Raw genomic sequence first — 17,409 nt, forward strand, 5'->3', positions numbered from 1 at the left:
CCCCAGTTCGTCGAAGGCACGGTAGCGCCGCGTCGCCCCGGCGCGCGCATTAGGGTGGCCGGTCGTGGAGCACAAGCGGCTGAAGCTGTACGCCTATCTGGACGCGCGCGATCACCAGCGCACGTACCTGGCGATCATGCGGCTGTTCACCTCCACGCTGCTCGCCGACCTGTCCGCGGGCGAGGTCGCCGGGGCGCTGGCGGGCCAGGAGCGCGAGGGCCGCGTCGAGCAGGGCGAGAGCCGCATCGAGAACGTCATCAACCGCCTCAAGCAGCTGGTCGAGTGGGGCAACCTCGTCCAGGGCCGGCGCGAGGTCGTCGCGGCCAGCATCGCCGAGTTCCAGCACGGCAGCGTCCGCTACCAGGTCTCCAAGCTCGCCGTCCGCGTGCAGCGGGACGTCGACGAGCTGCTGCGCGTCCCGGAGGGCGCCCGCGAGGTGTCCCGCGAGCTGCTCCCCGCGATCGAACGCGGCCTCAACGAGCTGGGCGGGTCGCTGTCCGTCGCCCTGCTCAACGAGGGCGACAAGACCAAGGAGCTGCTGGCCGAACGCGTCACCACGCTGTTCCTGCAGCACGCCGAGCTTGCGGCGACGGTCCGCGACTTCTACGCCTACCTCGGTCAGGTCGTCACGAGGAACCACCTGGCGCCCGAGGAGATCGCGGGCTTCCGCAACCTGCTGGTCGAGTACATCCAGCGGGTCGTCGAGGACGTCCTGAAGTTCACGCCCCCGATCGCGGCGGCGCTGGCAAGTCTCACGAAGGCCCGCGCCGAGCTCCTCCGCCTCCTCGGCACCGACCTCGGCCAGAACGTCGAACGCGCCCGCGGCCGCACGCCCGAGGACTGGCAGGAGCTGACGGACTGGTTCGTCGACCGCCCAGGCCGCCCGAGCCAGGTCACGGCACTCAGAGAAGCCACGGCCCGCGCGATCGGCAGCCTCCTGGCGAGCGTCAAACGAGCGACCTCCGGCGGCGGCCTGCTCCCCGGACGCCGGGCCGAGCTGCTGAAGCTCGCCGCCTGGTTCGACAACTCGACCAGGGAGCAGGCGCACGAGATCTACGCGTCCGCGTTCGGCCTCTACAGCGCCCGGCACCTCTCCCCCGCGCCCGAGCACGACTCGGACAACGAGCGCACGCCGTGGCGCGACGGCCCGGCCTGCGACGTCACCGTGAGCGTCCGGACCCGGGGTGACCGGGGTGGCCGCGGCAGGCCGTCGCGGATCCTCGACGACCCGATGACCGAGCAGTCGCTGCTGGCGGAGGCCCGGGAGGCCGACGAGATCCGCGCGCGGCACGTCGCCGAGCTGACCAAGGCCGCCGGGAATCTGGAGAACACCACGCTCACGCACGGCGCGTTGGAGGTCTTCTGCGAGCTGCTGACGCTCGCGATGGCCCAGCGGGACTCGCCGAACGACAGCGGGTCGGCCAGCGATCCCGTGCGCGGCCTCGAACTCGAGATCGCCCACGGCACGACGACGCGGATCAAGTCGGCCGCCGGCACCCTCACCCTGCACGACGCGACGGTGGCACTAAAGCGATGAACCACTTCGACAACCTTTCCGACATCGACGCCGCCAACGTGGTGCGGTGCGCGCGAACGTTGCTGCGCAGGCCCTTGCTGCGCTCCGACGGTCCCGACGGCGAGCTGCTCACCCTGGTCTTCCGGCACCGCGCGGTGCTCCAGGACCTGTTCGCGGGCCTGCTCGGCTACCGGCTCGTCGTCGAACGCCGGTTCGCGCGCCTCTACAAGTCCGGTCCCGGCAACGACGACACGCGCGGCGTGCTCAGCATGTCCCCGCGCGGCTACGCGTACCTGGCGCTGACCCTGGCCGTGCTGACCGGCATCGGCCGGCAGACCCTGCTCTCCAGGCTCGTGGCCGACATCCGTTCCGCCGCCGTGGAAGCGGGCATCGACGCACCGGACGACATCTCCGAACGGCGTGCGCTCACCGCGGCCCTGCGCCACCTCGTCTCCCTCGGCGTGCTGCACGAGACCGAAGGCTCGGTCGCGCAGGACGTGCTGCCCCAGGAGGCGCTGATCACGATCGACACCGACCTGCTGGGCCAGCTCGTGACGGGCCCGGTCGGTGAGGCCCAGAGCCCGGCCCACCTGGTCGAACTGGCCGCGCGGCCCGGTCCGCGCGGCGTCGAGCACGCGGTGCGGCGCAGGCTGGTCGAGACGCCGCTGGTGCTCTACGCGGACCTGCCGGACGAGCAGGCGGAGTGGCTGCGGCGCAACCAGCGCAAGGAGACCGCTTTGCTGGAGCAGGCTTTCGGCCTGCACACGGAGTGCCGGGTCGAGGGCGTGCTCGCCGCCGACCCCGAGGAGTTCCTGACCGACCTGTCGTTCCCCGGCGTCTCGACGGTCGCGCGCCTCACCCTGCTCGCCCTACCCGACCTGGTCGACGGTGAGGACGAGGACGCGCCCGCGCGGTACGTCGTCACCGCCGAACGCCTGCGCGAGGTCTGCGCCGGGCTCGTCGAGGACTACCCGGCGGCGTGGTCGAAGCAGTTCACCGACGACCTCGACCGGCTGGTCGCCGAAGTCACGGAACTGTTGCGCCGCATGGGTCTGGCCGTCCCGCACGAGCAGGGGTGGTCCATCAGCGCGGCCGCGCACCGCTGGCTGCCGTCCCCCGACGGCGATCCCGAACGAGAACAACTACCCGAACCCGTTGTGGTGCACGAAGTACCGAGCTGGTCCCTGTTCGACGAGGAGAACGTTTCATGAGCAGGTGGCGGCTGCACCGCGGCGGCGTGGTCAACATCTGGCAGTACACCGAGCAGACGTTCGACTTCTCCGGTGGCCGCGCGATCTTCCAGGGCACCAACGGTTCCGGCAAGTCCCGCACGCTCGAGCTGCTGCTCCCGCTGTGCCTGGACGGCGACCTGCGCCAGCTCGGTTCGAAGGGCTTCGACACGGTCAGCCTCCGGCGTCTCATGCTGGACGACTACGACGGCGGCCCGAACCGCATCGGCTACGCGTGGGTCGAGCTGATCCGCGAGGCCGCCGACCACAGCGGCAACGAGTACCTGACGTGCGGTCTGGGCGTGAAGGCGTCCAAGACCTCGCAGGCCATCACGGACTCGTGGCGCTTCGTCACGCCGATGCGCGTCGGCGCGGAACTGCAGCTCGCGGGCCCGGAGCGCGTCCCGCACGGACCGGCGCAGCTGCGCGACCTCATCGGCGCGGACTGCATGTTCGAGGAACCGGCGTTCCGCGCGAAGGTCGCCGAGACCGTCTACGGCGTGCCCGCCGCGCGTTATGGCGACCTGCTGCACCTGCAGCGGACGCTGCGCAACCCGGACGTCGGCCTGAAGGTGCTGGAGGGCCAGCTCGAACAGATCCTGAGCGACGCGCTGCCGCCGCTGGACCAGACGATGGTCGAGCAGCTCGCGACGTCGTTCGACGACCTGGAGTCGATCCGCGAGAACATCGTGCGACTGTCCTCCGCGGACAGTGCGCTGGGCACGTTCCTCAAGACCTACCGCGACTACGCGTTCGGTGGTCTCCGCAATGCTTCCGAACGGCTGGAGGGCGCCGAGAAGTCGGTGGCGAAGCTGCGGCGCGAGCAGTCGAAGCTCACGCAGGAGCTGGACCTCACGCGGATGGAGCGCTCGGCGTCCGAGCAGGCGCTGACCGACATGGAGACCGGCGAGCAGCAGGCCGAGGAGACCATCGCGGCGCTGAAGGAGCTGCCGGCGTTCCGCGACCTGCAGGACCTCAAGACGCGCGAGAACCTGGTGGCGGAGAAGCGTTCCTCCGCCGTCGCCGCCCTCGAGACGGCCCACCGCCAGCGCGCCCAGGAGGAGGCCGCCGTCGACAACGTGCTGCGGCTGCTCCAGCGCCTCGCGGAGGACCTGCAGGCCGCCGACGCGCTGAGCGACCCGTTGCGCGAGCACCTGCGCCTCGCGGGCATGGACTCGGACCTCGCGCCGCAGGTGCCGCAGGTCCCGGCCGCCGAGGCCGCGGTGACGACGGACTCCGTGCGCGCCAAGCCGGATCCCGAGGCGGGGCCGCTGCCGATCGAACGGCGCGTGCCGCCGGCCGCCGCGACCGAGGACGTGCTGACCGCGCTGACGACGGTGGTCGACCAAACGGCGGGCATCGCTTCCCTTGCCCGCCAACGCGGTGCGCTGGCGATGGCGCTGCACGAGCAGGCCCTGGCGCTCGACGCGCAGCAGCGCGAGGTGGAGTCGTTGCGGCAGAAGGCCCGCGACGCCCAGCTCGGCGCGACCGAGTCGACGTCGATGCGCAACCAGGAGATGCAGGAGCTGGCTGAGGTCGTGCAGGCCTGGCTGCGGCAGGTCGAGGTGTGGACGTCGAGCGGCCCTCTGCTCGACGAACGCCCGGCGCAGGCGCTGAAGCTGCCGCGGACCGCGGACCCGGCCGCCGCCAGGACGTTGAGCACCACCGCCCGCGAGTGGGCGGGACCGCTCGTGCAGACGGCTCGCGACGCCGCGCACGCGTTCACGCAGCAGCGGGCCGACCTGCGCGCCCGCCTGGACGCGCTGGACGAGGAGCTCATCGGCCTGCGGTCCGGCAACGAGCGCGTGCCGGTGCCCGGCCAGTACGTGTCGGCGAACCGCGACGCCTCGCAGGGCGCGCCGTTCTACCGGCTCGTGGACTTCGCCCCGTCGCTGACCGACGCCGAACGGGCGGGGCTGGAGGCCGCGTTGCAGGCCAGCGGCCTGCTCGACGCCTGGGTGACGCTGGCCGACACCGAGCTGAACGACGTGCTGGCCGTCGCGAGCTCACCGGTCGGCGGCCGCACCCTGGCCGACGTGCTGGTGCCCGCGGTCGAGGGGTCGCCGGTGCCGGAGGGGTTCGTCGTGGACCTCCTGCGCGCGGTGTCGCTGGACGACCAGGACACGCTGAGCCTCACCACGGACGGCGTGTGGCGTTCCGGCGTGCTGACCGGCCGCTTCACCAAGCCCGAGGCCGAGTTCATCGGCGCGGGCGCGCGGCAGGCCGCCCGGGGTCGCCGCATCGCCGCCCTGGAGGAGGAACTCGCCGGCCTGCGCGGTCAGCTCGGCACCGCCGAGGACGAGCTGGCGCGCGCCCACGAGCACGTCGCCACGTGGGAGGCGCACCTCGCGGCGTTCCCCGGTGACAGCGAGCTGATCGCGAAGCACAGCCGCGTCCAGGCAGCCGAGGAGTCCGCGGCACGCTCGCAGCAGCGCACGTTCGAGCTGCGGGAGGCGCTGGAGAACGCCCAGTCGCGGCTCGAGGCGGCGCGGGCGGAGCTGACCCGGCAGGCCGGGGACGCCGGGCTGCCTGCGGACACCGAGGCGCTGCGGCAGGCCCGTGCGGCCGCCGGTGAGGCCCAGCGGACCGCCGACCTGCTCGGTGACGCGGTGAAGAGGCGTTGTCAGGGCACCATTTCCGACCTCACGGACGCCTCGCACCGCTACCACGAGGCCGTCGCCGACCGGCAGACCGCGGAAGCCGACGCCGACAGCCGGTGCGTCGACCACGCCGCCCAGGCCGGGACGCTGGCCGAGCTGACGGACGCGGTCGGCGGCGAGGCCAAGGAGATCAGCGAGCAGCTCACGTCGCTGGAGAAGTCACGCAAGCGGATGCGCGAGGACCTCAAGGGCGTGCGGGAGAGCATCACGACCGCGCGCGAGCAGGCGGCGAAGCTGGAAGCGTTGCTGGAGAGCAACTCCACGCAGGTCGTCGAGTCCGAGGAGGCGCTGGCGCGGGCGTCCGCGAACTTCCAGGCGACCGTGCGCGCCCCGGGACTCCTGGCGGCGGCGTTCCCGGAGCCCCCCGAGGAGGCCCTGGTGCGCCAGGCCGTCGCGGAGACCCCGGACCGCCGCGGCGGCACCGAGGCGACCGTGATCGCGAAGCTGCAGGCCCTGCAGACCTCGCTCGCCGGCAGCCACGACATCGCCGCCGAACAGCACGCGGGCCTGCTCACCGTCACCGTGACCGGTGAGGAGGGCGCGAAGCCCGTCGCCGTCGCCGCCCGCCAGGTCACCACGAAGCTGGCCGAGCAGCGCGGGTTCCTCGACGAGCAGTACCAGGGCATCTTCGCCGACTACCTGATCCGCGACCTGGCCGAGTGGCTGCGCGGTCAGATCACCGTCGCCGAGGACCTGACCAAGCGCATGAACGAGGTGCTCGGCCAGGCCCGGTCCAGCCAGGGCGTGCACGTCAAGCTGGCGTGGAAGTCGTCGAGCGCGCTGGACGACTCGACGCGGCAAGCGCTTGCGCTGGTGCGGTTGCCGTTCGGCGAGCGCACGCCCGAGCAGGACACCACGCTGCGCCGCGTCTTCACCGAGCGGATCGAGAACGAGCGCGACACGCACTCCGGCGGCTACGCCGAGATCCTCTCGCGCGCCCTCGACTACCGCACGTGGCACCAGTTCACCGTGACCGTGGCGGACACGGGCCCGGACGGCGGCCCGCGCGAACGGCGGCTCAAGCAGCTGTCGTCCGGCGAGACCCGGCTGATCTCGTACGTGACGCTGTTCGCGGCCGCTGCGAGCTTCTACGACGCCGTCAGCGACGAGTTCGACCCGCTGCGCCTGGTGCTGCTCGACGAGGCCTTCGAACGCCTCGACGACCCGACCATCGCGCGCATGCTGGGCCTGCTGGTCGACCTCGACATGGACTGGGTGATCACCTGGCCGTCGGGCTGGGGCGTGTCGGACAAGATCCCGCGCATGCACATCTTCGACGTGCTGCGGCCCAAGAACGGCCGGGGCGTCGCGTGCACGCAGACCACGTGGGACGGCGCGGCACTGGACCGGATCGATCCCTAGAACGGCACCTCGGTGCTGAGAGGGGCGGTCCCACGCCCGGAGAGCGCGCGGCAGAACTCGACCGCGTCGAACTCCAGTTCCGGACCGCCCTCACCCCACGTGCCGCCCGCGGGCCCGGTCAGGCGCACCGCGACGGGCCTGCCGAGCCGTTCGAACCACTCGCGCACGACGTCGTCGACCAGCACGCCGTCGTGCTCGGCGGTGAGCACCATCGGGACCCCGAGGGCGCGCGCCAGGTCGGAGCGGTGCATCCACGGGTCGCGGGTCATGATCACGTCGGAGAGGAACCCGAGCGTCCACGTCTCCTCGCGGCCGTTGACGACCTGCGCGGGGCTCATCTTCTGCCGCCGCAGGAACCACGGCATGCGCCGCCGCGCCTTGGCCGCGCGCGGGGTCACCTCGGCGTAGCGGGCGAGGATCCCGGCCGGGGACATCCCGGCGCGCTCGTCCACCTGCAGCGCGGTCAGCTCGTCGATGAACACCCCCGGACGGCCCTGGGCGGCCTTCACCTGGCGCAGGCTCTCCCGCACCGAGGCGGACATCTCCGCCATGCCGAGCAGGTGCGCTGCGGTCGCCCGCACGTCCCACGCCGGGCAGTCCGTGGGAGTGGCCCAGTCCTGCGGCGCCAGGCCTTCGAGCAGCGTGACGACCCGTTCGTACTCGGTCCTCGCGAGTCTCATCGCGGTGTCGCGGTCCAATGTGGACGTTCTGGGTCTGCTGGCGAGTGCGGAAGTCATCGGGATCTCCTCAGGGACGGTCCGGGCAGGCCGACTTCGTCGGCGAACATGTCGATCACGCGCGGGAGCTGGCCCACCCAGCGGTCGCCGCCGGGCTCGTTGGCGAGCTGCCGGTCGAGCAGGCCGCCGCACAGGGCCAGGAACAGGTCGACGTCGGCGCCGTCGGTGACGCCGAGGCCCCGCAGGGTGTCCTGCAGCAGGCCGACGACCTCGACGGACGGCGCGTAGGCGGCCTCCGACGGCGTGAAGCCGGGGATGGCGTGCTGGTTGAGCAGCTGGTAGCGGGGGACGTCGGCGAGCGAGAACGCGAAGAAGTGCTCGGCGATCGCCAGCACCGCCTCCCGCGGCGCCGCCGGCAGCGGGCGCTCCCGCATCTCGGCGAGGTAGAGCGTCCAGGCCTGGCCGAACATCGCGTCGTAGATCGCGTTCTTCGAGTCGAAGTGCGAGTACAGCGACGGCGACCGCATGCCGATCATGGCCGCGACCTCGCGCAACGTGACGGCGGCCAGCCCGTCGCGGCGCGCGATCCCCCACGCGGCGTCGATGATCTCCCGGCGAGTTGCCTCACGGCGTTCGGCTTGCCTATCACGATTAGGCGCGGCGCTCATGGTTAGGTACGGTCCGCTCGCGACCGCGTTCTGTCAAGGCCTAGGTTGGAGGCGTGACCGAGTACGACCGCCCTGAACTCGAGGACTTCTGGCGCCTCGCCCGCGAGACGATGGAGGGCGGCGGCCGCTCGGCGTTCAGCTTCCGCGTCGAGGACGCTCCCACCGCCACCGCCCTGGGCGAGCTGCTGCGCAAGCCGATCGCCCACCCGGCCCGCCGTCAGATCTCGCTGGCGCGGCTGGACGAACACCTCCGCGCCCATGGCAGCACGTTGCCCGAGGTCCTGGAGTCGATGCACGGCACGCCGGTCGCGATGTCGACGTCCGCGGAGGCCTCGACGGCGGACGCGGTGCTGAAGTTCGCGTTGCGGGAGCACGGGTTGCTGCACGCGGACTGGGCCGCCGAGTGGGTCGAGCACGTCCGCAGGTACGGCAAGATCCCGCAGCCCGCGCTGCCGATGATCGCGAACCAGGCCGCGTCGATCCTCGCCCGGCTGCACGCCGAGCCACGGCGCTGGACGACCCGGTTCGCGTTGGCGGGCAACGACCTCGACGACGGCCGCCCGCTCGCCCGCATCGTCCACAAGGCACTGACCCTGGCGGGCCTCGACTGGGAACGCGCCGGAGTCCTCCCCGACGCCTACGGCAACCCCGTCCTCACCTCACAGGGTTACCTGACGCTCGACGACGCGCTGGAGGCGCAGGAGATCACCGTCGTGCGCAGCCCGCGCCTGCTCGAATCCGGTGTGCCCGGCCCGTTGATGGTGCTCCCGCACGGTCTGACACCGCAGGCGAAGCACCACCTCGACGGCAAGACCGTTCTGTGCCACAACGACTTCACGCCCGACGGCATCCGCGTGACGAACGAGGTCCTCGCCTGGACCGGCGGCACGGCGTGGCGCATGTCGGCCGCCGACTACCGCGAGGCCGTGGCCACGCTGATCGCGCGCGGTGTGGAGCTGCCGACGCTGAACAGCCGGCCGGAGGAGGCGAGCTGGGACGCGGCGCTCGCCGGGACCATGGCCACGACCGGGCTCATGGTCACCGAGGAGCACGTGCTGCCGTCACTCCTCTGAGGGCGCGTACCGCTTCACGTCCCACCGGTCGTGCCCCTCCATCAGCTTGCGCCCGATCCGCCGCAGGTCGGCGAGGTCGCGTTCGCTCAGCAACCCCGTGAACTCCTCGGCCAGCGACGCGCGGTACACCCGCGCCGTCGTCCCCACGCAGACCTCCTCGCCCTCGGGCGTCAGCACGGCGATGACCAGCCGCCGGTTGCCGGCGGGTTGCTCGCGGGCCACCCAGCCGCGCTGGACCAGCCGTTCGACCAGCCGCGTGACCCCGGACGGGCTGACGTCCAGGAGCTCGACGAGCTCGGACATCTGCAGCCGCCCACCGTTGTGGTGCAACTGGTAGAGCGCCACGTGCTCCAGCAGCGAGCACCCGGCCTCGGCCTCCATGCGCCGCCCGATCGCGGCCTTCACGGCGTCCACGCCCTGCTGCACGTACAGCCACGAGTAGATCGGCTCCGTCACCGGCTCATCCTAAAACAGGTTTGACGACGCGATGTTTTCACGCTCAAATGTTGAGCATGAAAGCTTTGACCATCACCGTCACCGGTGCCTCCGGAACCCAGGGCGGTGCCGTGGCCCGTCTGCTGACCGAACGCGGCCACACCGTCCGCCGCATGACCCGCACCCCCAGCCGGCCCGGCGACGTGCACGGCGACTTCGACGACCCGGACTCGCTGCACGCGGCGTTCGCCGATGCCGACGGCGTGTTCCTGATGACCCCGTTGAGCGGCCCGCTCGAAACGGTGCAGGGCAAGGCGGCGGTGGACGCGGCCCGGCACGTGCCGCACGTGGTCTTCTCCTCGGCCACCAACGCCGACCGCGGCACCGGCATCCCGCACTTCGACACCAAGGCGGAGGTCGAACGCCACCTGGCCGCACACCATCCACATTGGACGGTACTCGGCCCGGCCGCGTTCATGAGCGCGGAAGGTCCGGTCGTCCTGCCGATCCCACCGGGCCTCGCACTGCACGTCGTCGCACCGGAGGACATCGCCGCGACGGCAGCGCTGGCGTTCGAGCAACCCGTGCGCTTCCGCAACCGCCGCATCGACCTGGCGAGCGATCTCCTGACCGGACCGGACATGGCCGCGTTGCGCGGCACCGAGTTCACCGAGGTCCCGATGGACCGGGCGGAGCGGTACTCCACCGATCTGGCGGCGATGTTCCGCTACTTCACCGAGGTCGGCCTGGACCTGGACGTGCCCGCGCTGCACGCCGAGTTCCCCGAGATCCGCTGGCACTCGTACGCGGCCTGGCTCACCGCGCAGGCCGCGCAGACCACCTAGACCGCGCCGGACCAGCTCTGCAGCATGCGGAACGCGATCGACGCGCCACCGGCGAGCCCGAGGCCGGGAACGCTGCCCGGTTCCTCGATCGCCTTGCGGACGTCGGCCCGCGAGACCCACTTGGCCTCCGCGATCTCGCCCTCGGCGAGCACCAGCGGCTCGGAGGGATCGGCCACGGCCTCGAAGCCGATCATCAGCGAACGCGGGAACGGCCAGGGCTGCGACCCGAGATAGCGGATGTCGCGCACGGCGACCCCGACCTCCTCGCCGACCTCCCGGGCCACGCAGGCCTCGAGCGACTCCCCGGCCTCGACGAACCCGGCGAGCACGGAGAACCGGCCCTCCGGCCACTCCGGGCCGCGGGCGACGAGCACCTGGTCCGCGCCGTCGTGCACGAGGCAGATCACCGCCGCGTCGGTGCGCGGGTACTCCTCCCGCCCGCACCCGGAGCAGACCGACGTCCAGCCCGACTTCTCCAGCACGGTCCTGGCGCCGCACTTGGCGCAGTACTTGCCGAGCCGGTGCCACTGGAACAGCGCGGCGGCCGTCGTGAACAGCCCGGCCGCCCTGTCGTCCAGGGTCGCGCCCGCCTGCCGCAGGTCGAGCCACTGCGGCTCGTCCGTGAGCTCGGGCGGGCCCCAGGCACGGCTCGCCGGCACCGCCTCGCCGTCCTCGGCGGGCATCAGGACGGCGAACCAGGCCACGCCGTCCTGCTCACCCAGCAGGACGGCGTTCACGGGCGGCAGGTCGCCGAACTCGAGCGCCGGCCTGTCTGCCAGCCGCGTGCCGCGATCGGCGACCAGGGTGCGGCCGCGCGTGTCCACGACGATCATCCGGGCCTTGGGCCAGAGCGCGGCGAGCTTCTCGTCGTCGCCGCGCAACGGCTCGCTCCGGTCGATCGCCGACCGCGACAGCGCGGGCAGCCCGATCAGGTCGAAGCTCACTGGAACGAGACTCCACCCAACGCGGACAGCTTCGGCTTGAGCAGCTCGGCGTCACCGACGAGCACGCCGGTGAAGTTGCCCGGCGCGAAGAACTCCAGCGCGGTTGCGGCCACCTGCTCCGGCGTGACGGCCGCGAGGCGCTGCGGGTGCGCCACCAGCCAGTCGAGGCCGAGGCCCAGCGCGACGAGGTTCACGAGGAACGACGCCAGGCCGCCCTGCGACGACGTGCTGGTGAGCAGCGTGCCGACGGCGTAGCTGCGCGCGGTGTCCACTTCGGACTCCGACGGCGGCACGAGGCCCAGGCGCGCCAGTTCGTACCGGGTCTCCAGCAGCGCCGCGGCCGTCACGTCCGAGGCCGTGTCGGCGTCGATCAGCAACGTCGCCCCGTGCACGGTGAACTCGGGGTGCGAGCGGGCGCTGTAGGTGTAGCCCTTGTCCTCGCGGATGTTCTCGACCAGGCGCGACGAGAAGAACCCGCCGTAGACCAGGTTCGCGAGCTGCAGCGCCGGGTAGCGCTCGTCGGTGCGCGGGATCGCCTGCGCGGCAAGGCGGATCTGCGACTGCACGGCACCGGCGCGGTGCACGAGCGCCACGTCGCCACCGGACACCTTCGGCAGCGGCGGGAGCTGGACGGCCTCGCCCTCGCCCTGCCACGCGCCGAGTGCGTCGCCGATCTGGGACACGGCCTCGGCGGGCTCGACGTCACCGACGACGACCAGCACCGAACCGCGCGGCAGCAGGGCCCTGCCGTGCAACGCGGCCACGTCGTCGCGGGTGACGGCGGCGACCTCGTCGGCCTCCGGCATCTCCTTCGCGTACGGGTGGTCGCCGTACAGCAGCTTCTGCAGCGCCTCACGCGCGATGACGCTCGGCTGCGACCGGGCGAGCGAGATGCGCTCGACCAGGCGGCCGCGCTCGCGCTCGACCTCGTCGGCCGGGTAGGACGCGCCGGTCAGGACGTCGGCCAGCACCTCCAGCACGGTGCCGAGGCCGCTCGCCAGTGCGTTGCCGGTGAAGCTCAGGCGCTCCGGGTCGACCACGGCGTCGAGCTCGCCGCCGACCAGGGCCAGCTCGGTGTCGATCTCCACGCGCGAGCGCGTGGCGGTGCCCGTCAGCACGGTGTTCGCGAGGATCTCGGCGATCGCGGAGTGCTGGGAGCCGGCGCTGGTGCCCGCCGGGTCCGCGAACGGGACCCGCAGGCGCAGCTCGACCATCGGCACGGTGGCGCGGCGGACGGCGATGACGCGCAGGCCGTTCGGCAGCGTCGTGTCCACAGTGGACAGCTCGGCGGCCGCCTTCTGCGAACCCAGCTCGGGCAGCGGGCGCGGGCCGGTCTCGGTGCGCCCGATCTCCTCGGCGGTGCGGTGGGTCTTTGCCGAGGTCACTGGGCTCCTCCGGTGGGCTTGACGAGCAGAAGGGCGCGGGAGTCGGGACGCAGCGCCTTGGCCGCGGCGGACACCTCGTCGACGGTCACCGAGGCGATGCGCTCCGGCAGTTCGTAGATCAGCTCGGCGCGGCCGAACAGCAGCTCCGCGGAGCCGAGGCCCAGCGTGCGGTTCGTGAGCCGGTCGTGCTCCTTGTGCATGGTCGACGCCCAGCGGGCGGTGACCTTCGCGAGTTCCTCGGCCGAGGGCGGCTCCTGCGCGAGCTTCTGCAGTTCCTCGTCGATGGCGGCGATGACCTGGGAGGCCTCGACGTCGGCCGCGTGGATCGCGGTGATGCTGAACGTGTCCGGGTCGCGGGCCTCGAGCGGCCCGAACAGGCCGCAGCCCGCGTTCAGGTCGATCACGATGCCCTCGCGGTGCACGAGGCGCTGCTGCAGGCGCGAGCCGTCGCCGTCCGCGAGCACGCCGGCGAGCACCAGGTAGGCGAGGTAGCCGTCGATGTCGGTGGTCGGGTCCGGCACGCGGTAGCCGATCGCGATCGCGGGCAGCGGGGCCAGCGCGTCGCCGTGCTCGTGGCGCACCTCACCCTGCGGGGCGGGCTCGGCGAACGAGGGGCGCTCCGGGCGCGGCCGTGCGGGCACGTCGCCGAAGTGCTTGTCCACCAACGTCTTCGTGGTCTCGACGTCGAGGTCGCCCGCCACCGTCAGCACGGCGTTCGCCGGGCTGTAGTAGGTGTCGAAGAACTCCGCGCAGTCGTCGACCGTCGCGCTCTCCAGGTCGACGAAGTCGCCGTAGCCGTTGTGCGCGTTGGCGAACGTCTTGAACAGCACCGCGGGCAGGAGGATCCAGGGGAACCCGCCGTACGGGCGGTTCAGCACGTTGAGCCGGATCTCCTCCTTCACCACGTCGATCTGGTTGCGGAGGTTCTCCTCGGTGAGCTTCGGCGCGCGCATGCGGTCGGCCTCGAGGAACAGCGCCCGCTCCAGGGCCGCGCTCGGCAGCACCTGGTAGTAGTCGGTGTAGTCGGGGTGAGTGGACCCGTTGAACGTGCCGCCCGACGACTGCACGTGCCGGAAGTGGGCCAGCTTCTCCAGGCTCTCGCTGCCCTGGAACATCAGGTGCTCGAAGAGGTGCGCGAACCCGGTGCGCCCCTCCGGCTCGGAACGGAAGCCGACGTCGTAGTGCACGCTGACGCCAACGACCGGTGCGCTGGCGTCGGGGGCGAGCACCACCCGCAGGCCGTTGGGCAACGTGAACCTGTGCAGTTCGGGTGAGGCCATGCGGCAAGCCTACGGGTTCGGCGCCCGGAGCGATCGCAGGTGGCCCGCCTGGGCGAGCACGCCGTCGAGCGCCCCGAGGAACGCGGGGAAGCTGCGGCGGAAGTCGGATGCGTTGCCGTACCAGTAAAGGTCCTGCTGACCGAACGTGGTGAGCCAGCGCTCGGTCGCGCCGAGCACCACCGCGTAGGGCAGCGACCGGGAGAACACCAGCTCGCGGTCGGCCTCGGGAACGTCCTCGGGTGTCACCCCGTGGAGGTACCCGCGCAGGCCGCGGACGTGCTCGAGCAGCTCGCTGCCGCGCTTGGTGCGGGCGGGCATCGACCGCGCGCCGAACGCCAGCGCCACCCCGCCGACCGCGACCACGAGGCCGAACAGCGCGTTGCCGACCGTCAGCGCCAGCACGACCGTGGCGGCCACGCCGAGGACCGCGATCACGATTCCAGCCCACCAGAACAGGTTCCGCTCGGCGTCGGGGCGGCGCGCGAACCAGCGCTTCTCCACGACGTCGGCGTAGAGCCGGTCGCGGACGTGTGCCAGGTCGATCTGCCGGCCGCGCAGCTCGGACACGCTCACCGCTTCGGTCCCGTGCGGGAGCAGCGCCTCGCAGACGGCCTTCTCGTAGCCCGACAGCGAGTCGTCCACCGGGTTGCGGCGCACGATCTGCCAGTCGTGGCCGTCGGTCTCGGTGATCCACAGGTAGTTGCGCACGGCGAGGTCGATGACCGTCGCCGTCACGTCCACCACGTCCACGTGCTCGTCGACGACCGTGCCGACCTGACCGGGCAGCACCCCGTCGGGCGAGGCGAACGCGACCCTGCCGCTCGCGTCGCGGACCAGCACGGACACCGCGCCGACCTCGCTCGCGAGCGCCGCCGCGTCCCGGCCGCGCAGGTACCAGAGCAGGGCGACACCGCCGAGCAGCAGCACCAGCAGCCCGCCGAGCGCGGCACCGCTCACCGGCGTCAGCGCGAACGCGGCCGCGAGACCCGACTGCTCGACCACCACGGCGTTGGGCGGCACGACCCCGGCGGACAGTCCGATCGCGACGTCGACGCGTTCACCGGCGCCGAGCTTGATCTCCTGCGCCCGCACGCCCTTGCCGTCCGCCAGGTCCGCGCTCGTGCACGGCTGCGACGACCCGACGGGCCCGGCGAGGCAGTTGACCGACGTCGGCGAGTCCGGCGCGGAGAACGAGACGGCGACCTTGTCCAGTTCGCTGTCCCACCCGCCCGCGACCTGCCAGCGGACCTCCAGCGCGTCCCCGATCGGGGCGACCGCGCCGACGACCGTGTACGTGAGCGTGGAGTTGCCCTCGAGGGTGACGGTGAAGCTGTCGTCGCTCGTCGAGGTGCTGCCCTTGCCCTCGACCTTGGCGTCGGTGACCTGGTACTGGCGCTCCAGCTCGTTGCCGACCGCGAGTCGCAAGGGGACGGTCCGCCTGACGGTCTTGCCGTCGGGCACCTGGACGGTCTCGGTCACGGACAGCCGGGCGTCGCGCTCCAGCTTCATCCGCACCTCGGTGCTGACGGTGCCGGGAAGCGGCTGCGCGAGCGCGCCGCCGGCCGCCCCGAGAGACGTGACAGACGTCAGCGCGACGGCGACGAAGATCGCCGCACCCCAGTTCTTCAACACGGCTGCGGACAATAGCGGAGTCCTCATATGCTCCGGCGGACTTTCGAACAGACGCCATCTGGGGGATCTTCGGCGATGACGCAACCACCGCCGCCGGGTTATCGGCCGCCGCCACGCCCGGTGGGGCCGCCGCCCGTGCCCGCAGGTCCTCCGGTGGCTCCGCGTCCGCCGCAGCCGGGTCCGCCGATGCCTCCCCCTCCGGTCCAGGGACAGCCCCAGCCGGTCCAGGGACAGCCGCGTCCGCCGATGGGACCGCCGCTCGCGGGTCAGGCGCCGATGGGACCGCCCGCGAGCGCACCGCCTGCGGCCTCGCCTCCTCCGTACGGTCCGCCACCTGGCCGTGCGCCGCTCCCGCCGCCCTTGCCCATGCGCCCGCCTCCTCCTCACGGCCAGCCATCTCCCGTAGGCGCACCCCCGCCGTACGGCCCGCCACAGCCCGTAGGCGCGCCTCCTCCTTACAACGCCCCATCCGCCGTAGGCGCGCCTCCCACTTACAACGCCCCACCCGCCGTAGGCGCGCCTCCGCACTACGGCCCACCCCCAGGCCGTGCCCCGCTCCCACCACCACTCCCGGTCATGCCGCCGCCCCGCCCGGTCATGCCCCCTCCACAACCGATGTGGGGCCACGGCCACCCAGGCGCGTACGCGCCCCCGCCCTACCCGATGGCCCCGCCGCGCCGGAGCAGCAGCGGCCCGATCATCGCCCTCGTCCTGGGCGGAGTGGTGGTCCTCGGCCTGGGCGCGATCGGCGTCTTCGCGGCGACCCTGAACAACAAGGTCCGCGACACGGGCTACTCGAACTACACGACCTACAGCCCGACCTACACGTCCCCGGCGACGACAACGACCACCACCACGACCACGCGCCCCACCACCACGAAGCCGAGCACGCAGCAGACCCCGGTGGGCCCCAAGGCGGTCTACAAGCTCGCCGACCACCCGATCTTCGCGACGAACGTCGGTGCGAACGACTTCGACTCGTGCCCGTTGCCGCAGATGGAATACAGCCCGGCGGGCGAGAAGCGGTTCCTCGAGGCGGCGCTGCCGTGCATCGAGAAGGCGTGGCAGCCGGCGCTCAAGGCCGCCAACCTGCCGTACCAGCCGGCCGAACTGCAGGTGTTCACCGGCACCGTGCAGACGCCGTGCGGGTCGCGGCAGAACAACACGACGGCGATGTTCTGCCGGGGCGTCATCTACTGGCCCGGCACGTTCTACGCGAACGAGGGCGGCTCCACGGTCCGCCACCCCGGTGTCTACCTGGGACAGCTCAGCCACGAGTACGGGCACCACCTGCAGTGGCTGACGGGCATGCTGCGCGCCGCCGACCAGGCCCAGTACGACGTGGGCGGTTTTGACACCCCGAAGGGCCTGGAGCTCAACCGCAGGCTCGAACTGCAGGCCACCTGCCTCGGCGGCATGACGCTCGCGCCGTTCTCGCACAAGAACGTCGTGCCGATGGAGGTCGTGAACACCGGCCTGAGCGATTCGGGCAAGCGCGGTGACTACAACCGCAGGCCCGACCACGGCAGTGCGCCCAACAACGAGCGCTGGGTGATGCACGGCCACAAGCAGAACAAGATCAACGCGTGCAACACCTGGGCGGCGAGTGCCGGCGACGTCTCGTGAACCGATCCCCCGGCCCACGCGTCTCAAGTAGGTGGGTGGGACGCGTTAGCCCGGTCGGGGGACGCGCGATCACGGTC

Annotated in this window: 13 protein-coding genes; 6 read left to right on the forward strand and 7 right to left on the reverse strand. The window is 72.1% G+C overall.

Annotated elements, in window-relative coordinates:
• Positions 1-64 precede the first annotated feature (64 nt).
• Genes IE307_RS37425 through IE307_RS37435 form a run of 3 tightly spaced genes read left to right on the forward strand, consistent with a single transcriptional unit; the run spans position 65 to position 6,767 of the window.
• A complete protein-coding gene (locus IE307_RS37425; RefSeq protein WP_191304196.1) occupies positions 65-1,537 on the forward strand; it encodes a DUF2397 domain-containing protein in 1,473 nt (490 codons plus the stop codon).
• Positions 1,534-2,727 carry a TIGR02678 family protein gene (locus tag IE307_RS37430; RefSeq protein WP_191304197.1) on the forward strand — a complete coding sequence of 398 codons (1,194 nt, stop codon included), beginning with the start codon at positions 1,534-1,536 and terminating at the stop codon, positions 2,725-2,727. The genes IE307_RS37425 and IE307_RS37430 overlap by 4 nt, the downstream gene beginning before the upstream one ends.
• Positions 2,724-6,767 carry a TIGR02680 family protein gene (locus IE307_RS37435; RefSeq protein WP_191304198.1) on the forward strand — a complete coding sequence of 1,348 codons (4,044 nt, stop codon included), beginning with the start codon at positions 2,724-2,726 and terminating at the stop codon, positions 6,765-6,767. The genes IE307_RS37430 and IE307_RS37435 overlap by 4 nt, the downstream gene beginning before the upstream one ends.
• On the opposite strand, the gene IE307_RS37440 is transcribed toward IE307_RS37435, so the two are convergent.
• Together IE307_RS37440 and IE307_RS37445 are read right to left on the reverse strand one after the other, a co-directional pair.
• On the reverse strand, positions 6,764-7,504 hold the full coding sequence (locus IE307_RS37440; RefSeq protein ID WP_229905467.1) for a maleylpyruvate isomerase family mycothiol-dependent enzyme: 741 nt from the start codon (positions 7,502-7,504) through the stop codon (positions 6,764-6,766). The two genes, IE307_RS37435 and IE307_RS37440, sit on opposite strands and share 4 nt — an antisense overlap.
• Positions 7,501-8,112, reverse strand: a complete 612-nt coding sequence (locus IE307_RS37445; RefSeq protein ID WP_191304199.1) for a TetR/AcrR family transcriptional regulator — start codon at positions 8,110-8,112, stop codon at positions 7,501-7,503. The genes IE307_RS37440 and IE307_RS37445 overlap by 4 nt, the downstream gene beginning before the upstream one ends.
• Before the next feature lie 53 nt (positions 8,113-8,165).
• Between IE307_RS37445 and IE307_RS37450 the strand changes: the two genes are divergently transcribed.
• Entirely contained in the window at positions 8,166-9,185 is a 1,020-nt protein-coding gene (locus IE307_RS37450; protein WP_191304200.1) for a DUF2399 domain-containing protein, read from the forward strand.
• Here the strand turns inward: IE307_RS37450 and IE307_RS37455 are convergent.
• Entirely contained in the window at positions 9,174-9,641 is a 468-nt protein-coding gene (locus tag IE307_RS37455; protein ID WP_191304201.1) for a MarR family winged helix-turn-helix transcriptional regulator, read from the reverse strand. The genes IE307_RS37450 and IE307_RS37455 overlap by 12 nt on opposite strands.
• A gap of 56 nt (positions 9,642-9,697) precedes the next feature.
• On the opposite strand from IE307_RS37455, the gene IE307_RS37460 reads away from it, so the two are divergent.
• Positions 9,698-10,465 (forward strand): NmrA family NAD(P)-binding protein, encoded by a 768-nt coding sequence (locus IE307_RS37460; protein ID WP_191304202.1) that lies wholly within the window; start codon positions 9,698-9,700, stop codon positions 10,463-10,465.
• On the opposite strand, the gene nudC is transcribed toward IE307_RS37460, so the two are convergent.
• From nudC to IE307_RS37480, 4 genes are read right to left on the reverse strand one after another with little or no spacing between them, the layout of a single operon-like run.
• Complete coding sequence (gene nudC / locus IE307_RS37465) at positions 10,462-11,409, reverse strand: NAD(+) diphosphatase (RefSeq protein ID WP_191304203.1); 948 nt, start codon at positions 11,407-11,409, stop codon at positions 10,462-10,464. The genes IE307_RS37460 and nudC overlap by 4 nt on opposite strands.
• Positions 11,406-12,794, reverse strand: coding sequence for a M16 family metallopeptidase (locus IE307_RS37470; RefSeq protein ID WP_191304204.1), 1,389 nt, complete (start codon positions 12,792-12,794; stop codon positions 11,406-11,408). The genes nudC and IE307_RS37470 overlap by 4 nt, the downstream gene beginning before the upstream one ends.
• Entirely contained in the window at positions 12,791-14,074 is a 1,284-nt protein-coding gene (locus IE307_RS37475) for a M16 family metallopeptidase (RefSeq protein ID WP_191304205.1), read from the reverse strand. Before IE307_RS37475 ends, IE307_RS37470 begins: the two co-directional genes overlap by 4 nt.
• A 9-nt stretch (positions 14,075-14,083) precedes the next feature.
• Entirely contained in the window at positions 14,084-15,733 is a 1,650-nt protein-coding gene (locus tag IE307_RS37480; RefSeq protein WP_373306070.1) for a DUF2207 domain-containing protein, read from the reverse strand.
• Positions 15,734-16,282: 549 nt separating this feature from the next.
• Between IE307_RS37480 and IE307_RS37485 the strand changes: the two genes are divergently transcribed.
• The gene (locus IE307_RS37485; RefSeq protein WP_268250454.1) at positions 16,283-17,332 is read left to right on the forward strand and encodes a neutral zinc metallopeptidase; all 1,050 of its coding nucleotides are present in this window, start codon (positions 16,283-16,285) and stop codon (positions 17,330-17,332) included.
• Positions 17,333-17,409 lie beyond the last annotated feature (77 nt).

Source organism: Lentzea cavernae (assembly GCF_014653695.1).
Classification (GTDB): domain Bacteria; phylum Actinomycetota; class Actinomycetes; order Mycobacteriales; family Pseudonocardiaceae; genus Lentzea; species Lentzea cavernae.

Coding starts and splice junctions, on each gene's coding strand:
- IE307_RS37430 (WP_191304197.1), top strand. CDS start 1,534: ATGAACCACTTCGACAACCTTTCCGACATCGACGCCGCCAACGTGGTG.
- IE307_RS37435 (WP_191304198.1), top strand. CDS start 2,724: ATGAGCAGGTGGCGGCTGCACCGCGGCGGCGTGGTCAACATCTGGCAG.
- IE307_RS37440 (WP_229905467.1), bottom strand. CDS start 7,504: ATGACTTCCGCACTCGCCAGCAGACCCAGAACGTCCACATTGGACCGC.
- IE307_RS37445 (WP_191304199.1), bottom strand. CDS start 8,112: ATGAGCGCCGCGCCTAATCGTGATAGGCAAGCCGAACGCCGTGAGGCA.
- IE307_RS37460 (WP_191304202.1), top strand. CDS start 9,698: ATGAAAGCTTTGACCATCACCGTCACCGGTGCCTCCGGAACCCAGGGC.
- IE307_RS37475 (WP_191304205.1), bottom strand. CDS start 14,074: ATGGCCTCACCCGAACTGCACAGGTTCACGTTGCCCAACGGCCTGCGG.
- IE307_RS37480 (WP_373306070.1), bottom strand. CDS start 15,733: ATGAGGACTCCGCTATTGTCCGCAGCCGTGTTGAAGAACTGGGGTGCG.
- IE307_RS37485 (WP_268250454.1), top strand. CDS start 16,283: ATGCCGCCGCCCCGCCCGGTCATGCCCCCTCCACAACCGATGTGGGGC.